The sequence below is a fragment of the Bythopirellula sp. genome (genome assembly GCF_041737835.1).
Classification (GTDB): Bacteria; Planctomycetota; Planctomycetia; order Pirellulales; family Lacipirellulaceae; genus Bythopirellula.
Genome location: NZ_JBGSQY010000038.1, coordinates 1 through 19,056 on the forward strand (window position 1 = coordinate 1; position 19,056 = coordinate 19,056).

Sequence of the window (19,056 nt, forward strand, 5' to 3'; positions counted from 1 at the left end):
ATTGGTTCACTTGCGCGCAGTGAAGTCGGGCGACGACTTTGAAGCGAGAGTTTGTGAACGATTCTTGAGAGTTTTAATAATTTGCTTTGGACTTGAGCAGAATATTTGACGATTGTTTTATTCATCCTTATCCTTCACAGAATCGTAAGCTTCTCTCTCATTTCAACCAGCGGCCCACCCATCAATAATTTATAAAGCCGCGACCGTCGGTCGCGAACGCAACACGAATTCGCCTCGGCCGCGAACTTAACGATCAGGAGTAACGAGAGCTGACAAACCGCACGAGCAACTTAGCAAACTGCTAGCGAACAGGCTCTGTTTTTCAATTCTACGTGGCTTCCCTTGCTTTCTAAGCGCCCTGAGGGAGAGCCAAATTTTCAACTAGGGCGCGATCACGGAAGGAGCCCATAAGACTATGGCTACTAAGAAGAAATCTGCTAAGAAGGCCGCCCCCAAGAAGGCTGCAAAGAAGTCCCCAAAGAAAAAGGCTGCTGCTAAGAAGCCAGCCGCCAAGAAGTCGCCGAAGAAGAAGGCTGCTACAAAGAAAGCCGCTCCGGCCAAAAAGAGCCCCAAAAAGCGTGCTGCTGCCAAGAAGCCAGCCGCCGCTCCTGCCCCCACCGCCTAGTTCGGTCGGGTCAGAATCGTATCGAACCGATTGCGTCCTGCAGGACGCGATCGGTTTTTTTGTTGGTTGATTGCCGCAAGGTTCTATTCAAGCGGCCCCTCAACTCGCTGGCAATGAACTGCGGCGAGTTACAAATTTACTGAGCTCCCGCAGCCATACCACTGAACTGGCTACGACGGTGCAGAACAGCCAATCTCCGAAGCTCAGGTTCGTGGTTGAAAACGCCTTTTGCAGGAAAGGTATGTAAACCACCGCAATGTGCAGCACCAACGACAGACCTACCGCGCCCCATAACAGTGGATTGCGAAACAGGCCGTGAAAGGCGCTCACCTCATCTGAGCGGGCATTAAATACGTTGAACAGCTGAAACATCATCAGAGTGGTGAAGGCCATCGTTTGAGCGTATCGCATGTCGCCGCTGCCTTCGATCAGGCCGCCGGCTAGTGACGCATCAAGCACCGCGAGAGTTCCCACGGCCATGATCACCCCGACAAAAAAGATGCCTCGCCACATGCGGCCTGTGATGACCCCTTCATCTTGTGGACGCGGGGGACGTAGCATCAAACCCTCATCCGCCGGGTCGACACCGAGCGCCAAGGCAGGCGCTCCATCGGTCACCAGATTGATCCACAAAATTTGCGTGGCCAACAGCGGCAGCACCACGGCTTCCCCCTCGGCATGAAGTTCAATGACTCTGGCCAGTAGGACGCCAAAAAACATCGTCAGCACCTCGCCGATGTTCGACGAAAGCAGGTAGCGCAGAAACTTGCGAATGTTCGCGAAGATGGCCCGGCCCTCTTCGACGGCCGCGACGATGGTCGCGAAATTATCGTCCGTCAGCACCACGTCGGCCGCTTCCTTGGAAACATCCGTGCCGGTGATCCCCATCGCGATGCCGATATCCGACTTTTTCAGCGCGGGGGCATCGTTCACCCCGTCCCCCGTCATCGCGACCGTGTTGCCGTCACGTTGCAGTGCTTTCACGATGCGCAGCTTGTGTTCGGGATTCACCCGCGCATAGACCGACACTTCCCGCACGGTTTCGAGCAGGACTTCGTCGGACATGGCCTGGAGTTCGGAGCCGGTGACGGCACGAGCTTCGTTTGCAATCCCGAGTTCCACCGCAATCACGGCCGCCGTCTTGGGATGATCGCCCGTGATCATGATCGGGCGAATGCCGGCGCTCTTCGCTCGTGCGACGGCCTCGCGAGCTTCCTCGCGCGGGGGATCGATCATGCCAATGAGGCCTAGAAAAGCGAGTTCCTGTTCAACGCTATCGTCCATTTCATCTGGCTTGAGCGCGTCCGCAGCGAGTTTGCGCGCGGCCACCCCCAGGGTCCGCAACGCTTGGCCTGCTAGTTCTTCATTGGCCTGAACGATCTGCGCGCGACGCTCCGCGGTTAGCTTTTTGGACTGCTCTCCCACGTATTCGTGAGTACAGCGAGCTAACAGCACATCCGGCGCGCCTTTGGTGAAAATTAGCAAGTTTTCCTGGAGTTCAGCATCGGCGTGGACGGTCGTCATGAGTTTGCGTTCGGATGAAAAGGGAACCTCACCGAGTCGCTCGTATCGTGCGTCGAGTGATGCAGTCTCAAGACCCGCCTTGCGCGCCGCCACAATGAGCGAACCCTCTGTCGGGTCACCCTGCACCAGCCAACGCCCCTCGCGCTCCTGCAACACGGCGTTGTTTGCACGGTCGGCGACCGTCAGCGACATGTCCAGCTCCACGCGCAACGCCCCTTCGAGCGGCGACCCTCCCTCGACCTCAACTTGTCCCTCAGGGGCATATCCGGTCCCTGAGAAATTCACTCGGCCGCTGGCCGTAACAACAACTCGCACCGTCATTTCATTTTTCGTAAGCGTGCCGGTTTTGTCCGAGGCAATGACATCCGTCGAACCGAGTGTTTCCACCGCTGCCAGATGACGCACAATCGCTTGCCGCTTCGCCATCCGCTGCACGCCCAAAGCGAGAACCGCCGTCACCACTGCGGGCAAACCTTCGGGCACCGCAGCCACCGCGAGCGCCACCCCCAAAATGAGCACATCAAAGAGAGCAGAGATACCGCGCACATTCTCAACGAAAATGATTGTGATGATCATCACCACGGCGATTGCCACGACGACGATGCCAAGCACCCTGCCGACCTGATCGAGTTCCTTTTGCAGCGGCGTCGATTCCTCGGGAGTCTCTTGCAGCATCCCGGCGATGCGTCCCATCTCGGTTTGCATGCCCGTGGCCGTGACCACGGCCATGCCATGACCATAGGTGGCTGCCGTGCCGCTAAAGACCATGTTGTGACGGTCACCAAGGCTTACCTCCCCGGAAAGTGGTGGCACGTCTTTCGACACCGGCAGACTCTCGCCGGTAAGCGCCGCTTCGGCCACCTGAAGCGAGGCCGATTGAACCACGCGAGCATCGGCGGGAATGGTATCGCCCTCTTCGATGAGCAACAGATCACCCGGTACGATCTCCGTGGCCGGCACACTCCGCTGCTCGCCATCGCGAATCACCACAGCTTCAGCCGCCGACATCGCCCGCAACGCCGCCACCGCAGCTTCCGCTCGGGCTTCTTGCACGTAGCCCAGAATGGCATTGATCAGAACCACGCTGAAAATGGCAATCGCTTCATAGGGCAACGCCGATTCCCGCTCGTAGAGCCAAAGTCCAGTCGAGATCCCGGTCGCTATGAGCAACAAGATCACGAGAGTATCTGTAAACTGCGCGAAGAATTTCTTCCAACCAGGCACGGGAGGCTCGGCTATCAATTCGTTCCGGCCATATTGATCGAGTCGTTCCTGGGCTTTCGATTCCGAGAGACCCCGTTTTCGATCAGATCCCAAAGCCGAGAAAACTTCGTCATCCGATAGTAGATAAGGCGTGTCCAAAACACTTCCTGCTTCCTTGGCGATCAGTTTGCGATCCATCATGCACCCCTGACTCGCCGTCCGCCAAGATATACAAAAAAGTTCACCGTCAATTCGAAATGAGATCCGCTTCTAAAGGTAGCATGCGTCTCCGGCTCAATAAATGCACGACTTGGAGAGAATTGCTACAATGAAGGGTTTGGCGGATGAAAGATGAAATAAACTTATGCTTATTCAAGTTGGCTTCGAAGCCAGTTTCGATTTTTCCCAGCCAACGGCCGTGATCGTTATGGGTTATCTGCACCCCGAGCGGACCTCGACGATTCGCCAACTCAACCCCTTAACAGTCGCCCCCGCCGTCCCCATCAACGAATACTTCGACACCTACGGCAACCTCTGCGGTCGCGCGGTCGTGCCTGCGGGTCGTGTGAGCTTTCGCACCTTAGCCATTGTCGAAGACACTGGCCTCGTCGATGAGCTTGGGCTGAATGCCTTCCAACACCAAGTGCAGGACCTTCCTTACGACGTACTGCAATTCTTGCTCCCAAGCCGTTATTGCGAAGTCGACAGCGAACTGCGTGACATTGCCTGGGCCCGCTTTGGTAAAGAACCGGCGGGCTGGCCCGTCGTGCAAGCCGTCTGCGATTTTGTCCATGGGCATATCCGTTTCGACTATATGCGGGCTCGTGCGAATCGCACCGCGCTTGATGTGTTCCGCGAACGGACCGGCGTCTGCCGCGACTACATGCATTTAGCGATTGCGTTTTGCAGATCGCTCAACATCCCCGCACGATATTGCACGGGCTATCTGGGCGACATCGGCGTGCCTCCGGTGCACGACCCGATGGATTTCAGCGCGTGGTTTGAAGTTTATTTGGGTGGTCGGTGGTACACGCTCGACGCACGCAATAACACACCGCGCATCGGCCGCGTGCTGATGGCTCGTGGTCGTGATGCCGCCGACGTTGCGCTGACGACGACGTTCGGCATGAATACGTTGCACGACTTTCACGTTTGGGCTTACGATCTTCCAGCGTAAGAATTGAACCTGCTGCAATTGGAATCATTGGCTGAGCACAATCCACTCAGCGCGGTCGCGCGTGAGACAATTCTTACTAATCCCAAAGAAACCCTATAATAAAAAGGCGATAAAGCGCACCTATAACCCGTGTATTGGCAACAATGTGTTTAATGGTGACTTGTAAATAAGTACTCTTAGGCGTATGGTTGATATGCCGAATTCTTCTTACACCGACCAGGCAGTTGTTTGGTCGCTGACTCGATAAGCCTCACTCGGCGGGCATTTGAACCGGGCGATTTTGCTTCCTACTTCAACCACGCGTTGAATCTCCATTCGCTCGTTTGGACCATGCCGTCCAAGTCCTAATTGGTATTGTTGCCAGGCTAGTATGGCTTCGAATATCGCATGCTCCTTTCTAGCGATGAAGAAAGTGGTGGTGATTCGTGATGCGTACCATACGTCCGCTCTTTGTTTCCACGTATCCGCCTGAAGCATGCGGCCTCGCGACGTTCACAAAAGATTCGGCGGATGCCGTCGATGCGGTCGCTGATTGGCCCGTGTCCTCGGTGATGGCCATTCAAAAACTTGAAGAACTTCCCGGCGACGATCCGCGCATCGTACACGTCATCGACAACAATCGTGCGAACGCTTATCGCCACGCGGCTGAAGTAGCCAACGACGGTCCTTGTGACGTTGTCAGTTTGCAGCACGAGTTTGGACTATACCCCGACGAGTGGGGCAAGCGTGTCATCGACTTCATGCACGAGTGCCGTAAGCCGGTCGTCACAACGTTTCATACCTTGCTGACAAAACCAGACTCATTGCCACGCCGCATCATCCAAGAGATTGCCGCTAAGAGCCAAGGCATCGTGGTGATGACCGACATCGCGGCCAAGTTGCTCCATAGCGTTTATCGAGTCCCCACGGCAAACGTGCATGTGATTCCGCATGGCGTGCCGACGGTGCCTTTTGAACGCGATGACTCGCATAAAGCACGATTAGGTCTCGCGGGTCGCAAGATGATTTGCAGCTTCGGCCTGATCAATCCGGGCAAAGGACTCGAGTACATGATCGAGGCGATGCCTCGCATCGTCGAGGAGTGTCCCGAGGCGATCTACTTGATTGTGGGTGCCACGCATCCCCAGGTGAAAAGAGATTCTGGAGAAAAGTATCGCGATAGTTTAGTGGACTTAGCTCAAAGGCGGGGCGTCGCGAATCATGTGCGGTTCGTGAATAAGTACCTGGATTTGCCAGGTCTGTTGCAACACCTGCAGGCCTGTGATGTGTTTGTCACGCCCTATCAAGGCGCCGATCAGATCGCGAGCGGGACATTGGCCTACGCCTTGGGTGCCGTGGGCTCGGTGGTCAGCACACCCTACTTGTACGCGAAAGAGATTTTGGCTGAGGGACGCGGATTGTTAGTTCCTTTTGGCGGCAGCGATCAATTTGCCACGGCGACTTTGCAATTTCTCAAAGACCCGCAGTTTCAACTGGAAACACGACGCCGTGCCTACAAATATGCAAAGTCGATGTTCTGGCCCGTTGTCGGACAACGCTACTTGGAGTGCTTCAAGAAGTACGGACAGGTCAGCAAGCATCCGGTCAATCGTGTTGAATACGCCCTTACGCCCGCGAACGGCTTAGGCCATCTCGCTGCACCCCTGCATGGAGGTTGAGAATGATAAATCGTATCGAACTTTGTTTAGAACATCTCGATCGCATGACAGACTCGACCGGTCTGATTCAACACGCGATCTACAGCATTCCGCGCCGCGAGAGTGGCTATTGCACTGACGACAATGCCCGTGCCCTGCGCATCTGCGTACGCTTGTGGCAACACCAGCCAAGCCAAGCGATGCTTAACCGTATCACGACATACTTGAGCTTTGTCGAGCATGCCCAATCGCCCGGTCGGGGATTTCATAATTTCATGGACTACGACCGTAGCTGGCTCGACGCCGAAGGCTGTGGCGACTGCCAAGGCCAAGCGGTGCTGGCACTCGCGGAAGTGTTGGGAAGCGATCTGCCTGAGGGTTATCGGCTCTTGGCACGCGAGCTGATCAACGCCGTGCTGCCAGCTCTTGCCGATTTACGCAGCCTGCGTGCCCAAGCTTATATCATTCTCGCCTGGGGTCATCTCCGCGCCAGTGGGGTTAAGGAGATTAACCTGCTCGAAAGTGTGGCTTGGTCCGCAACAAATCGACTCACGGAATGCTACGATCGTTCGTCGCGCCCCGATTGGCCCTGGTTCGAGTCGAAAATGACTTACGCCAATGCCGTTTTGCCTCACGCGATGATGATCGCCGCCCAACGCTGGCCCCAAGAAAAATTTCACATGGTGGCATTGTCATCCTTTGCATTTCTTGAACACACCACGACGGTTAACGGTTTCTTTCAACCGATTGGCAATCAGGGTTGGTTTGAGCATGGTGAGGAAAAAGCCGCCTACGACCAACAGCCCGTCGAGGCCGCGACGATGGCCGACGCATCACTCGCAGCGCATGAGCTTACGAACGACAAAAATCATCTCGTCACATTTCGGCGTGCCCGGGAATGGTTCTTTGGAGAGAATAGCCAACGGCAGTCACTTGTAAATCCTGAAAACCATTCGTGCTTTGACGGACTCGCGGCCGCAGGAGTCAATCGTAATCAAGGAGCCGAGTCGACCCTCGCTTATCTGTTCGTCGCCGTCCTAGACTCCACGATGGAAACGATGCCCCTTAACAAGCGCCAATTCAAAGGTGCCTAAGGCATTTCAGTGAAACACAAAACACATTTCATATTGCCGACATAACCACGGAGGGAAGGAAACCAAGATGCTTATAGAACGTAAACGAGCCCCAGCATTTCCCGAGCTATTTCAACGCCACGCGGACAATCCGATTTTGACTGCCGCCGATTGGCCCTACCCAGCGCATACGGTCTTCAATGCCGGCGCGTGTCAGCTTGGTGATGAAACAATCTTGCTCGTCCGCGTGGAAGATCGCCGTGGACATTCTCATTTAACCGTAGCTCGCAGCCGCGACGGGGTTTCCGACTGGCAAATTGACGAGAAGCCCAGCTTCGCACCCAGCCCCGATCAATTCCCCGAAGAAACCTGGGGCGTCGAAGACCCGCGGCTTACATGGGTCGAAGATCGGCAAGAATGGTTGATCGCCTACACCGCATTCTCTCATAGCGGCCCACTCGTTTCGTTGGCAGCAACCAAAGATTTCAGGACCTTCAAACGGCTTGGCCCCGTGATGCCTCCCGATGATAAAGATGCGGCCGTGTTTCCACGGAAATTTGGCGGCCGCTATGCCATTTTGCATCGGCCGGTTTCGGCAGGCAGCTCGGGCGCGCATATTTGGCTCTCTTTTTCTCCCGATCTCAAACATTGGGGCGATCATCACGTGTTGATGCATGCACGGCGTGGCGCTTGGTGGGATGCCAACAAAATCGGACTCAGCCCGCCACCACTCGAAACGCCCGAGGGATGGCTGATGCTGTATCACGGCGTGCGGCATACTCCGGGCGGTTGTCTATATCGCCTGGGTTTGGCCCTGCTGGACTTGGAGAACCCCACTCATGTGCTTCGCCGCAGCGATGACTGGATCTTTGCCCCCGAGGAACCTTACGAACGACAAGGCGACGTCAACGGCGTTGTCTTCCCCTGCGGTTGGGTCCACGACAAAGCGAGTGGCGAGATCCGCATGTACTACGGTGGGGCCGATTCCTGCATTGCGTTGGCAACAACACAAGCATCTCTGCTGCTTGAGTACTTACTTGCTTGTCCCGTACCAACTGATTCCAGCAATTACGTCCCAAGGGGATTAGCAACATAAGATGAGCACAATCAAAGCCGCGTATGCCTTGCATTACAACCCAGACTATTCTGGCGATCGCCATCCTTGGCATTGGTATTCGGGCACGACCGTCGACGACCTAGAACGCACCTCGGCCCATGCTTCCGAATCGGAGGCACTCGAATTCCTCGGTGAAAACTTATTCAAAGCAGCCCGACAAAAGCGCGAGCGCACAGAACACTAAGATCATTTTTTCGATTGATTAACAATGTCCCCTAATTGTTCGTATGCGAACAATGCAATCGAGGCAACCATGTCACTTCTCGACCAACTCCCCGTGAGCACCACAGCCTTCACGCTCGCAACGCTGCTAGCGCTGTGGGTCGTAAGTCTGATCTACAGCCACAATCGATCACAAACAGTTCCAATCGCCACAAAAAAAGTGAGCAGTAAAGCGGGCAACAGTCGTATGCTCGACGATCGCCACCGTAAATAAATGTGCGTTCTCCCAAGAGTCTCAAGGGCCGTTTAGTACGGCAGTCTTAGTCAAGAAAAGGGTATTGCTATGAAGAATCTATTATTGTCGATGTTTGTTTTGAGTTTATTTGCGGTCGTCGGGTGCGGCGAAAAGACTTCCACAACCGAGGAAACCACCGTCTCGACGCCCGGCGGCACCACGACCGTCACGACTGAAAAAGAAATTGAGACGACGGGTGATAATCCTCCCGCCGTACAACCATAAGCCTTAGGGATCGCAGCTGAAAATCACTCGCGAAAAATCGCGAAAACTAAGCTGTTCCTAAATCATCCAATTTTTTCTCCCGGAACAAACCTTATGTTCTTCGGCGTTGTGTGGCATTATGCACTCTGACAATTGTCGTTGCTAACAAACACGACTCCTGCCACACGCATCACACATCAATGACATCCGAGACCCGAAAACCAGAACTTCCGAACGCGCCGATTCATCGCCTGCTCGGCCCCTTGCGCAGGTACATGGCCATCGAAGCCACCAGTGGCGTCTTACTGGTTCTCTGCGCGGCCATTGCGCTGGCCATCGCAAATTCTTCATGGGCGGACGAATTCTCAGCATTCTGGGAAACGCATCTGCGTATCGGTATCGGCCGGTGGGAGATCAATGAATCCTTGTTGCATTGGGTCAATGATGGGCTGATGACCATCTTTTTCTTCGTGATCGGTTTGGAGATCAAACGCGAGATCGTCGACGGGGAACTCAATGACTTTCGGAAAGCGGCCCTGCCACTCATGGCGGCCCTCGGTGGCATGGTCGTGCCCGCAACTCTCTACTTGTTATTGATTGGTAACCACGAAAGCGGGCGATCGGGCTGGGGCATCCCGATGGCGACCGACATTGCGTTCGTGGTCGGATTCCTAGCCCTGCTGGGGCGACGCGTACCACTAGGCCTCAAGATTCTTCTCCTGGCACTGGCGATTGTCGACGACATTGGAGCCATCCTAGTCATTGCTGTCTTCTACTCCGAGGGAATTTCAATCGTGGCCATGGTGGTGGCAACCACGGGTTTGGGTGTCACGGTCCTCTCGCATTGGATGGGGATCCGGAGTATCGGAGTTTATCTTCTGATAGGAACGGCGATTTGGGTGGCCATGTTTCATTCGGGCGTTCACCCGACCGTCGCGGGCGTGTTGTTGGGCTTGCTGACACCTGCAACCGCGCTCCTTCCCCGAGTCACTGTCCTGGATGCGCTGGAGGAATCCATCGGCGACGGTGAACCCGACGATTTGCCGCGGGAATTGAAATCAGTTGGGCGATTGAAGTGGATGATGGGGGAAACGATGTCCCCGCTCGACAGGCTTGAGAAAGCTCTTCATCCCTGGGTCGCGTTTGTTATTATGCCACTCTTTGCCCTGGCCAATGCAGGCGTGACGATCGACTTGCGAGCCGTCACTCATCCTATCTCTTGGTCCGTGGCACTGGGTTTGGTCTTGGGCAAACCGCTAGGAATCTTTCTCTGTAGCTGGCTCGCGGTCCAGATCGGGCTGGCCAAGCTGCCCACGGGGGTGACTTGGAAATCGATCGCCGGGGCAGGCTGCCTTGCGGGAATCGGCTTTACAATGTCGCTCTTTATCGCGAGCCTGGCATTTGAAGGCGACCTGTTGAGCGCAGGAAAGATCGGTACCCTGCTTGGCTCTTTCGTGAGTGCCGTCCTGGGCCTCACGCTTCTGACCCTGTTCCTACCGCCCGCTCTGGCGACCACGAGCGAGTGAAAGCCGAGTTAGAAACGGGGACACACGTCGCTGCGTCCCGCGGAATTGACCTAACTCCCATTTGCTGCTAGCCTTGCTGAGTCGATTTGGCCTAAATTTAGCCCCAACCTCCCTAACAATCCTGCATGTGCCTTGGTAACTGATCGCGTCTCTAGCGGCGAGTCCGCAGAATCACCCCCTGTTCTTACATTTGATCAGCTCGGCCTGTCGGACGTGATGTTGGCCTCGCTCGCCGACGCCGCTTACCACAACCCCTCGCCCGTGCAAGCCGGCATCATTCCCCGTGCGCTCGCCGGAAAAGATGTTCTGGGCCAAGCCCGCACCGGTACCGGCAAGACCGCCGCATTTTCGATCCCGATTCTCGAACTGCTGGAAGAAGGCAAAGCCGGCAGCCTGCCCCGCGCGTTGGTGCTTGTTCCGACGCGTGAACTCGCCGTGCAAGTCAAAGACGAAATGAGCAAGCTTGCCAAGGGCCGCAAGACGCGCTGCATCGCGGTCTATGGCGGCAAGCCGATCCGTCAGCAAATCACCAAGCTCACCAAGGGATCCGACATCGTCGTGGGCACCCCCGGCCGCGTGATCGACCTGCTCGCCCGCAACGCGCTCAATCTCAACGAACTGCAATTCGTCGTGCTCGACGAAGCCGACCGCATGCTCGACATCGGTTTCCGGCCCGACATCGAAAAGATCTTACGCCGCTGTCCCAAAGAACGGCAAACGCTGCTCTTGAGCGCGACCGTGGCCCCAGCCATCGAGCGACTCGCCCAGCGCTACATGATCGAACCCGAGGTCATGGACTTTTCCCCCAAGAACAAATCCGTCGACACGATCGAACAGCGATACTTTTCGGTCGATGAAGAACGCAAGTACGATTTGCTTGTCCGCTTACTTCATCGCGAACAGCCCGAGCAGGCCATCGTATTCTGCCGGACGAAGCGCGGCACGGATCGGTTGCACAATAAGCTCTCCAAGAAACTGCCCGACATCGACGTCATCCACGGCGACTTGCCCCAAACGGCTCGCGACCGCGTGATGCGCAAATTCCGCGATGGCGACGTGACGATTCTGATTGCCACCGACGTCGTCGGCCGTGGTATCGACGTTTCCAATATCTCGCACATTATCAATTACGATCTCCCCCAGTCGTCGGATGATTATGTCCACCGCGTGGGACGCACCGGCCGCATGGGCCGCGAGGGTGTGGCTTATTCCTTCGTCACCCCCGAGCAAGGGATCGAGCTCACCCGCATTGAAATGCTGATCAACACGCTCCTCAAACGCGACGAAATTGAGGGTTTTCTGACCGTAGCCTCGTCCGCTCCGCCGCGCGAAGCACCAGTATCCACTGAGGACAAGCCCGCCGAGCCTCCCAAACCGGCACCTCCCGGCCAGCGCCCCCGCCGCCGTCATCGCCGCGGACTTTAAAAGTTAGCCGGTATCGTCCCGATACCGTTCAAGTCGGGGTCGTGACGACCTGGCTCGCGGATAGCTGCGATGGAACCACTTTCCGCCGGTCGGTACAATAAAAACATCCCTAGCCGCGATTCAACGAATCGCCGGGAATCTGCGATCTGTTGAATCGCGGCTACTTGCAGAGATCTTTATGAAATTGGTTTTGCTCGGCACAAGCGGCTATCACCCCAACGATCGGAGGCAGACCGCTTGCCTGATGCTGCCCGAATTGGGCGTGGTCTTCGATGCCGGCACGGCCATGTTTCGCGTCGCCGATCACGTGCAAACTGACACGCTCGACGTGTTCCTCTCGCACACCCACTTGGATCACTGCTTTGGCCTGACGTTCATGTTCGATATTATCCCCGCCGGGCCGCTCAAGCGCGTGACCGTCCACGGAGAAGCCGACAAGCTGCAAGCCATCCGCGAGCATCTGTTCCACGAAGAGTTGTTTCCGGTCGATCCACCGTTCGAGATGCAGCCACTCGCGGGCAAAATAAAACTTGCCGACGGCGCGATCCTCACGCATTTTCCCTTAATACATCCCGGCGGGTCAGTCGGCTTTCGCATCGATTGGCCAGACCGCTCGCTGGCGTATGTCACCGACACCGTGGCCGCCAAGAATGCCGATTACCTCAAGCACATCCGCGGCGTCGATCTCTTGGTCCACGAATGCTTCTTCTGCGACGATCAACCCGAGCAAGCCGAACTCACCGGCCATAGCTGCCTGATGCCCGTGGTAGAACTCGCCGCCGCCGCCGAAGTGAAGAAGCTGGTGCTCGTACACATCAATCCGGTGTACAACGAAGACGAATGCTACGATCTCGCCGCAGCAAGAAAAATCTTCCCCGAAACATCAATCGGCATCGATGGCATGGTGGTGGAGTTCTAGGTGCTGGCGGCTTAGCAACTCTGCAATAGGCCACGGAAGAACACGGATTGAACGGATGGTCGCAGATTGAATTGACTGACTTTTGATCAAATCCGTGCATATCCGCCTAATCTTTGTTCATCCGCGGCTAAGAATTCCTAATCACTCTAATTCGTGAAGCAAAAATAGCAGCCACCAGCGCAAGAATTACGCCACTCGGTTCGGGCACCGTCGGCGTTAACAAGTAGCCCATTTGCCCGAATCCAAAATCAGGAACCGACCCATTGCCGAAAATCTGCCCGGTCGAGTTCGCGTAGAAAGCTTCGGAGAGCTTTTCCCAGCCGTTGGCCGGCAAACCGCCGATGACAAGCGAACCCAAATCCCACAGGCCATCATCGATCGAATACAAAAACGCCTTACGCTCATGCAAGTTGAATTGAGGTGATGGGTAGTAGTAACCAAGGACGAGTCCGTCTTCACCGAGAAACTGAACCGACGAGAAATCAAACCCATTAGTCCCATGGATAGGTTTAATCGGAATCGTCGTGCCAAGCGTTGGATCGTAAAGCCAGCTATCAATTCCAATCACCTGGCTAAATTCATCGTAGCGTATGGATTCTCCTGTCACTTGACCGGCATTGTTCAACAACCTGGGAAAGCTGTCGCTGTATCCATTATCATTGGTGTAGACGCCTCCCACGAGTCCGATCTCAACCGAGCTCGTTCCGTCGAAATACCACGCACTCTCGCCCAAGTCTTGGCCAATCTCAAGCCGTGTTGAGGTACCGATGGCCCGGCCATTTTCGTTAAGGGCTACGACTTCGCTGAATTCGTAACCGTTGAGGATGTGATCACTGTCTTGCAGGCCAACGCGCACTGAACTCGAACCATCGTACAGCCAGGCGACTTGACCACGGGTCTGACTCGAGCCTTCGAAGCGTATCGAGATTCCAGCCACCTGCCCTGCTTCATTCATACTGTGGACAGCGCTCGATTTAAAGCCGTCATTGCGGGTAAACTCGGCATCGGAGAGGCCAATATTCATGGTCGATCCACCACTGTAAAGCCACGAGCTGTAACCAAGTTCAACACCCGTTGGCGAGTACCGTTCCGAAACTCCGGCCACTTGCCCTGCTTCATTAAGCTTGGCACTGAAACTTGCTCTCGATCCATCAGGGCGCACGTGCTCGCTATTGACAAGCCCCACCTCAACCGTGTTTGTTCCATCATAGAGCCAAACAATCGTCCCGTTGTCACCAGCAAAACGGGTGGAGGTTCCGACCACTTCACCCGATTCGTTGAGGTCCCAAACACTGCTGCTTTTCAGACCGTCGCCTCGCGTGTAGTCGGGACCAGTGAATCCGATGTTTTTTGTAGTCACGCCATCATAGAACCAGGCGCTTAGCCCTAGTGTTGAGCTGCCATCATAGCGATTCGAAGTCCCGACCACCTGACCGCTATCATTCATGTGGTCGACATCGCTTTGCTTGAAACCATCGTTGCGGGTGTGCTCAGCGTCGATTAAGCCAATGTGATGAGTCAGTGAGCCATCGTATAACCACGCGCTGTTACCTAGCCATGAATTCCCGTTGTAGCGAGCCGAGACGCCCATGACATCCCCTGATTCGTTAAGTCCAAACGCTCGGCTCGTTTGATCTCCGGCGGTCGACATGTGCTCGCCGTTAGTCAGACCCAATCCGATTGTTGAAGTTCCGTCGTAAAGCCACGAATTGATCCCAGCGAATGTATTCACAAGATATCGATCCGAATCACCAATCGCTTGTCCCGCATCATTGGCTTGCACGAGAGTGCTGTGTCTGAGACTATCTGTGTCCGTCGTGTTGGCAGGACCAGTAAGACCCAGCGGTGTTAGGACATAAGGCACCGCCTCAGATATTGAAGAAAATGCGCTGACGGTCAAACAAAAGATGATAGCTTTGAGCTTCACGGTTGACTCGATGGGATAACTGATGATGAGTTCGTGCAAACAACTCCGCCTGCTGATTGTACCACAGATTTTCCGTGTATCACCCAATATTGGTTTTACACTATTTTTTCATGTGCAAAACACTTTGAGCCGATCGTTTTCACCCCAACCCCCGCGCCCTTCTCTGCAATTCCCGCCGATAGCTAAAATGCTCCACCTCCAGCCGATGCCGCGGGGAATTGAGGTACGTCCGCCCGCCACGCCAGGCTTGATCGTTGCGATCCTTAAGATACTTAAACCCCAACGTGTGTGACGACTTCTCTTGCAAGCCCTTTAAGTACCGTGCCACCAACTTCGCTTGATCGTCGACGATCCCCCACTGCCCGCTGTCGGGCTGAATCAAACCGATGCAAAACAGATCGTCCCGCTCGGGATGAAAAATATTGAGATACAAATCCGGTTTGCCGTCACGCCAATGCAATTGCTCGGTGTCGATAAACGGAAACGAAAGCTTGAAGCCCGTGGCGTAGATAATCACATCGAACTCTTCGCTCGTGCCATCCACAAAATGCACCTGTCGGCCATCGAGCCGTACCACATTTGGCTTGATCGTCAGATCGCCATGCCCCACGCGGTCGTGGATGCGTGAGTTGATGATCGGGTGACTCTCAAACAGTTTGTGATCGGGTCGCGGCAGTCCCGAAAGTTCCGGCGGACCGATCACCCAGCGGATGATCAGCTTCGAGGCCACTCGCCTTGCCCACAGGGGCAATCGCCAGCGGAGCAATCGTTCGCCACATTCGTCGATCGGTTTACCTTTGAAGAACTTGGGAAGAATCGGATACCCCCGCCGCCAACTCTGCACCGCACGGCTGGCATAAGTCGCGGCCTCTACCGCCAAGTCACAACCCGAATTGCCACCCCCCACGACTAAGACGCGTTTACCAACCAGCACATCGGGCGTTTTATATTCGCTCGAATGAAACACTTGGCCTATGAACTCACCAGGGAAATCGGGGAACTGCGGATCCCAATTGTGCCCATTGGCGATGACGACCCCGCGATAAATACGTTCCTCACCATTGGCGAGCCGAACGCGAAATCCTGAGTGATTGCTCACTAGCCGCGACTCAACGAGTCGCTGGTCCCTGCGATTTGTTAAATCGCGGCTATTCGTGAAAGGCTCCACCCACTTCACCGCCGTGTTGAACTGAATATGCCCGAGCAATCCAAAATGCTCGGCATAGCTCCGCAAATAACGAAACACCAACTCGTGGCTGGGATACTCCGGATAATCCTCCGGCATGGGGAAGTCGCTGTACTCGGTCAGCCGCTTCGACGAGATCAGGTGCGTCGATTGATAGATGCTGCTCGCCGGCTTGCCATAGCACCAATTCCCGCCGATCGCGTCTTCCCGCTCCAGGCAATCGAACGGAATCCCGTGATCCAAGAAATTCTTAACCACGGCCAAGCCGGAAGTCCCCGCGCCAATGATGCAATAACGGTCTGAAGTGTCGGTGGTCATACTGTCCATTATGTCTCAACAACCCGCCCCCGGTTAGCCGGTCGTGTCCCACGACCGATCTCTTGACACCCTGCCTCGGATACTGTACATAAGTTTACATGTCGGCCATGTCCTCCCAATCCCGGAAAGACCTGCGCACCCTCCCCGGGGCCAACATCCGCCGGCTCATGGCCCGGTTCAACATGACCATGCAAGGGGTCGTCGACGCCACGGGGGTCGACGAACGCACGTTGCGCAGCATCTTACGCGGCGAAACCTCCCCCCACGCCCGCACGCTCCACAAGCTGGCCGAAGGCTTGGGCATCGATAGCGACGAGCTGTTTCACGACGCTTTTTTCGCGGAACATCCCGAATTTGATCGAGCCACCAACCAGCAAGTCACCGAGGCGATTCGCAGTCACCCCGAGCTTTTCGAGGATTGGACCGAAGCCGAATTTAATGAGCTTTACAGCCGCGTGGCCGTCGGCGGCGAGCTCACCGCAGCCGGTGCGATCGCAACCGCCACGGCCATGAACGCCCGCCGCGAATTGCTCTACCAAGTTTCGGTCATCCTCGAAACCAGCGAAGCCGAAATCTTGCGCGAAATGATCGGTCTGCTCTATCGGAGGGTGACGAATGTTAATTCGAAAACCAATAATGCCTAATTCTTATTACAACCGCCGCACCACCGCCACCGGCAACACATCAATCCGCTCCGCCTGCTGATACGTTTGCAACACATAAATCGTCCCATCGCCCGCGACAAAACGATCGTGCGGTTCCAGCACCAGCGACTCTCCCAGAATAATCCGAAACGTCGCTTGCCCGGTTTGTTCGTCGTCGACGCTCACTTCCAAGGGCTGAATTCGCACGGGTAGCGCGGTCGCAACATACGTGTAACCGACAATCTCCGGCGTCTCGCCGTCACTCCACACGGCCCGTTCGATTTCGACCCGTTCGCCACAACCATAAGCAATCCGCAATTCGCGCGTCGTGCATTTCCAACGCCCCAGCAGCGGCAATTCTTCGACTTCAAGAATCGTCCAGCGATGCTCGGCACCGTCGAGCACCACGTCGCCTATCTGCGGAGCAGCGCCTTCGACCAGCGCCAAATGCCATTCCGAATTGGCCTCCACGACCGTACCGCTCGAAGCTTCCGCTTCGCGAGTTCGTGATTGCTGCCGTCGCGCGGCCAGCACCGACACGGTCGCGTTGGAATCACGCCGCAGCAGCGTGACTTCTTCCAGGCCATCCACAACTTGTGCAAAATCCGTGGCAATATCCATCAGGTCATCCCCTGCGAACGGCATTCAAACGGTCGATAACCAGCCAGCTTCAAATCGCACCATTCAATCGTCTCTTGCAACGACCGCACATATTCGGTCCACGACACATGCTGGCCATCGATCGTGTAACTCGGCTTAGGACTTTCCCGCAATTCCACGAGCTGCGCGAACGTGTTCGCGCGAATCGTTTCAATCTGTTCAATATCCGTTGGCATATTTTTACTTCCTCTACTCCCTCCCCTAGCCCCTCCCGCAAGGGAGGGGGACAGCTTCTAAATGCACTTCAACAAAAAGCGAAACACAATCTTCTGCCCCGTCACGGGCAGCAACTCGTAACGCACCTGATACCGTCGGCCTGCTTCGGCGAATGCTTCCGCCTCTGACACATCCAACTCATGCCGAAAGTTGTAACCCACCTCGTCCGCCGTCCAGCCACCGCCAGTTTGCAGCGAATCAAAGATGATTGCCTCCACATCGAGCGCAACCTCTTCGTGCCCTTCGACCGCAATCAGACTTTCCGGCTGATCCATTTCCAACGCGAAGATCGTGTAGCTCGCACTGGCCAGCGAGGCTTGGTTGATCGGCTCGGCTTGGCCGTCCACCACGCGCGCCATCAACACGGCCGTCCCATGCCGAAAAACCGTTCCTTGAATATCCTTAGCGATTCCCATCAGCTTTCCTCTCCCCACAGTTCCCCAATGTTCACACCCGCCCCCACGATTTGACCTTCAGTTTGGCCAGATTGGCATGCTTGGCCAGGTTTGCCCCCTGCCAGATTCATTCCGTGCAATTCTCCCCGCGCTAACTGAAATGGCGCCCAACGACGAAACGGTATCGTTCGTGCCCCAAAGTTTTGTCGATAAAAAATCCGTGGATGATCCACCACTATCGGCGCTGCACCCACACTGGCAGTGGCACTATGAGCTGGCCAATTCAAGGGCCGCACGCAACTTTGATATGCCACCAATTGCGAAGACACTGACAAACACAATGGAGAAAAACCCAGTGCCAATGGACTTATCTGCCCCGCTGTTAACGCCACTTTGAACACCGCCGCCTCGGCCACGTCCACCGCATTTATGCCGAGATTCCCCAGAAAATAGTGATCAACGCCGTCAAACACACGTGTCTGCGAATTCGTCCCCACGTGCCCACCATCCAGATAAACACGCCGCGAGTTGGCCGCTTCAAATACACCCACTACGTGATGCCACTGTCCCGTCGTCATCACTGTGCTCGACAAAGCCGTTGTGCCCGACGAAACAAAACTCACAGCCCCAGCCACCTTGCCGGCGTGACCCGTATAAACAAGGCGGTGATAGGATCCCGTCGCAGAGTTGCCGATTCCCATGATCGATAGCAAGCTGTTCACGTTCGGTACGCGAAACCATCCAGCCAGCGTAAACGGATAACCGGTAATCCCCACGGACCCTAAATCAATCAGGCTTGTTTGATCGACCGTAAGTCCCACGG

The 19,056-nt window shown here is 55.6% G+C and carries 19 protein-coding genes; 12 read left to right on the plus strand and 7 right to left on the minus strand.

All coding sequences use genetic code 11. The features are described from left to right. Positions 1-415 precede the first annotated feature (415 nt). Positions 416-625 carry a hypothetical protein gene (locus tag AC6T8Q_RS11280; protein WP_500679174.1) on the plus strand — a complete coding sequence of 70 codons (210 nt, stop codon included), beginning with the start codon at positions 416-418 and terminating at the stop codon, positions 623-625. Between the two features lie 99 nt (positions 626-724). On the opposite strand, the gene AC6T8Q_RS11285 is transcribed toward AC6T8Q_RS11280, so the two are convergent. Next, the gene (locus AC6T8Q_RS11285; RefSeq protein ID WP_500679175.1) at positions 725-3,550 is read right to left on the minus strand and encodes a cation-translocating P-type ATPase; all 2,826 of its coding nucleotides are present in this window, start codon (positions 3,548-3,550) and stop codon (positions 725-727) included. A 166-nt stretch (positions 3,551-3,716) separates the two neighbouring features. Between AC6T8Q_RS11285 and AC6T8Q_RS11290 the strand changes: the two genes are divergently transcribed. The 10 genes from AC6T8Q_RS11290 (at position 3,717) to AC6T8Q_RS11335 (ending at position 12,887) form a co-directional block, all read left to right on the plus strand. Further along, on the plus strand, positions 3,717-4,529 hold the full coding sequence (locus AC6T8Q_RS11290; RefSeq protein ID WP_500679176.1) for a transglutaminase-like domain-containing protein: 813 nt from the start codon (positions 3,717-3,719) through the stop codon (positions 4,527-4,529). 428 nt (positions 4,530-4,957) lie between these two features. After that, complete coding sequence (locus AC6T8Q_RS11295) at positions 4,958-6,187, plus strand: glycosyltransferase family 4 protein (RefSeq protein ID WP_500679177.1); 1,230 nt, start codon at positions 4,958-4,960, stop codon at positions 6,185-6,187. Between the two features lie 2 nt (positions 6,188-6,189). Then, positions 6,190-7,260 carry a hypothetical protein gene (locus AC6T8Q_RS11300; RefSeq protein WP_500679178.1) on the plus strand — a complete coding sequence of 357 codons (1,071 nt, stop codon included), beginning with the start codon at positions 6,190-6,192 and terminating at the stop codon, positions 7,258-7,260. Between the two features lie 67 nt (positions 7,261-7,327). Beyond that, complete coding sequence (locus tag AC6T8Q_RS11305; RefSeq protein ID WP_500679179.1) at positions 7,328-8,335, plus strand: glycoside hydrolase family 130 protein; 1,008 nt, start codon at positions 7,328-7,330, stop codon at positions 8,333-8,335. 1 nt (position 8,336) lies between these two features. After that, the gene (locus tag AC6T8Q_RS11310) at positions 8,337-8,540 is read left to right on the plus strand and encodes a hypothetical protein (RefSeq protein ID WP_496921128.1); all 204 of its coding nucleotides are present in this window, start codon (positions 8,337-8,339) and stop codon (positions 8,538-8,540) included. 69 nt (positions 8,541-8,609) lie between these two features. Continuing rightward, entirely contained in the window at positions 8,610-8,792 is a 183-nt protein-coding gene (locus AC6T8Q_RS11315) for a hypothetical protein (protein WP_500679180.1), read from the plus strand. A 69-nt stretch (positions 8,793-8,861) separates the two neighbouring features. Continuing rightward, a complete protein-coding gene (locus AC6T8Q_RS11320) occupies positions 8,862-9,038 on the plus strand; it encodes a hypothetical protein (RefSeq protein ID WP_500679181.1) in 177 nt (58 codons plus the stop codon). 179 nt (positions 9,039-9,217) lie between these two features. Then, on the plus strand, positions 9,218-10,543 hold the full coding sequence (gene nhaA / locus AC6T8Q_RS11325; protein WP_500679182.1) for a Na+/H+ antiporter NhaA: 1,326 nt from the start codon (positions 9,218-9,220) through the stop codon (positions 10,541-10,543). A 132-nt stretch (positions 10,544-10,675) separates the two neighbouring features. Further along, complete coding sequence (locus tag AC6T8Q_RS11330) at positions 10,676-11,968, plus strand: DEAD/DEAH box helicase (RefSeq protein WP_500679183.1); 1,293 nt, start codon at positions 10,676-10,678, stop codon at positions 11,966-11,968. Between the two features lie 178 nt (positions 11,969-12,146). After that, the gene (locus AC6T8Q_RS11335) at positions 12,147-12,887 is read left to right on the plus strand and encodes an MBL fold metallo-hydrolase (protein WP_500679184.1); all 741 of its coding nucleotides are present in this window, start codon (positions 12,147-12,149) and stop codon (positions 12,885-12,887) included. A 127-nt stretch (positions 12,888-13,014) separates the two neighbouring features. Here AC6T8Q_RS11335 and AC6T8Q_RS11340 read toward each other — a convergent pair whose 3' ends face one another. Continuing rightward, positions 13,015-14,814 carry a DUF3466 family protein gene (locus tag AC6T8Q_RS11340; protein WP_500679185.1) on the minus strand — a complete coding sequence of 600 codons (1,800 nt, stop codon included), beginning with the start codon at positions 14,812-14,814 and terminating at the stop codon, positions 13,015-13,017. Positions 14,815-14,953: 139 nt separating this feature from the next. After that, positions 14,954-16,318, minus strand: coding sequence for a flavin-containing monooxygenase (locus tag AC6T8Q_RS11345; RefSeq protein ID WP_500679186.1), 1,365 nt, complete (start codon positions 16,316-16,318; stop codon positions 14,954-14,956). 107 nt (positions 16,319-16,425) lie between these two features. Between AC6T8Q_RS11345 and AC6T8Q_RS11350 the strand changes: the two genes are divergently transcribed. Next, positions 16,426-16,962 carry a helix-turn-helix domain-containing protein gene (locus AC6T8Q_RS11350; RefSeq protein ID WP_500679187.1) on the plus strand — a complete coding sequence of 179 codons (537 nt, stop codon included), beginning with the start codon at positions 16,426-16,428 and terminating at the stop codon, positions 16,960-16,962. A 6-nt stretch (positions 16,963-16,968) separates the two neighbouring features. On the opposite strand, the gene AC6T8Q_RS11355 is transcribed toward AC6T8Q_RS11350, so the two are convergent. From AC6T8Q_RS11355 to AC6T8Q_RS11370, 4 genes are read right to left on the minus strand one after another with little or no spacing between them, the layout of a single operon-like run. Beyond that, positions 16,969-17,583, minus strand: a complete 615-nt coding sequence (locus AC6T8Q_RS11355; protein WP_500679188.1) for a hypothetical protein — start codon at positions 17,581-17,583, stop codon at positions 16,969-16,971. After that, entirely contained in the window at positions 17,583-17,798 is a 216-nt protein-coding gene (locus AC6T8Q_RS11360) for a hypothetical protein (protein ID WP_500679189.1), read from the minus strand. The genes AC6T8Q_RS11355 and AC6T8Q_RS11360 overlap by 1 nt, the downstream gene beginning before the upstream one ends. A 57-nt stretch (positions 17,799-17,855) precedes the next feature. Continuing rightward, on the minus strand, positions 17,856-18,254 hold the full coding sequence (locus AC6T8Q_RS11365; RefSeq protein WP_500679190.1) for a hypothetical protein: 399 nt from the start codon (positions 18,252-18,254) through the stop codon (positions 17,856-17,858). Then, complete coding sequence (locus AC6T8Q_RS11370) at positions 18,254-19,054, minus strand: LamG-like jellyroll fold domain-containing protein (protein ID WP_500679191.1); 801 nt, start codon at positions 19,052-19,054, stop codon at positions 18,254-18,256. Before AC6T8Q_RS11370 ends, AC6T8Q_RS11365 begins: the two co-directional genes overlap by 1 nt. Positions 19,055-19,056: the final 2 nt, after the last annotated feature.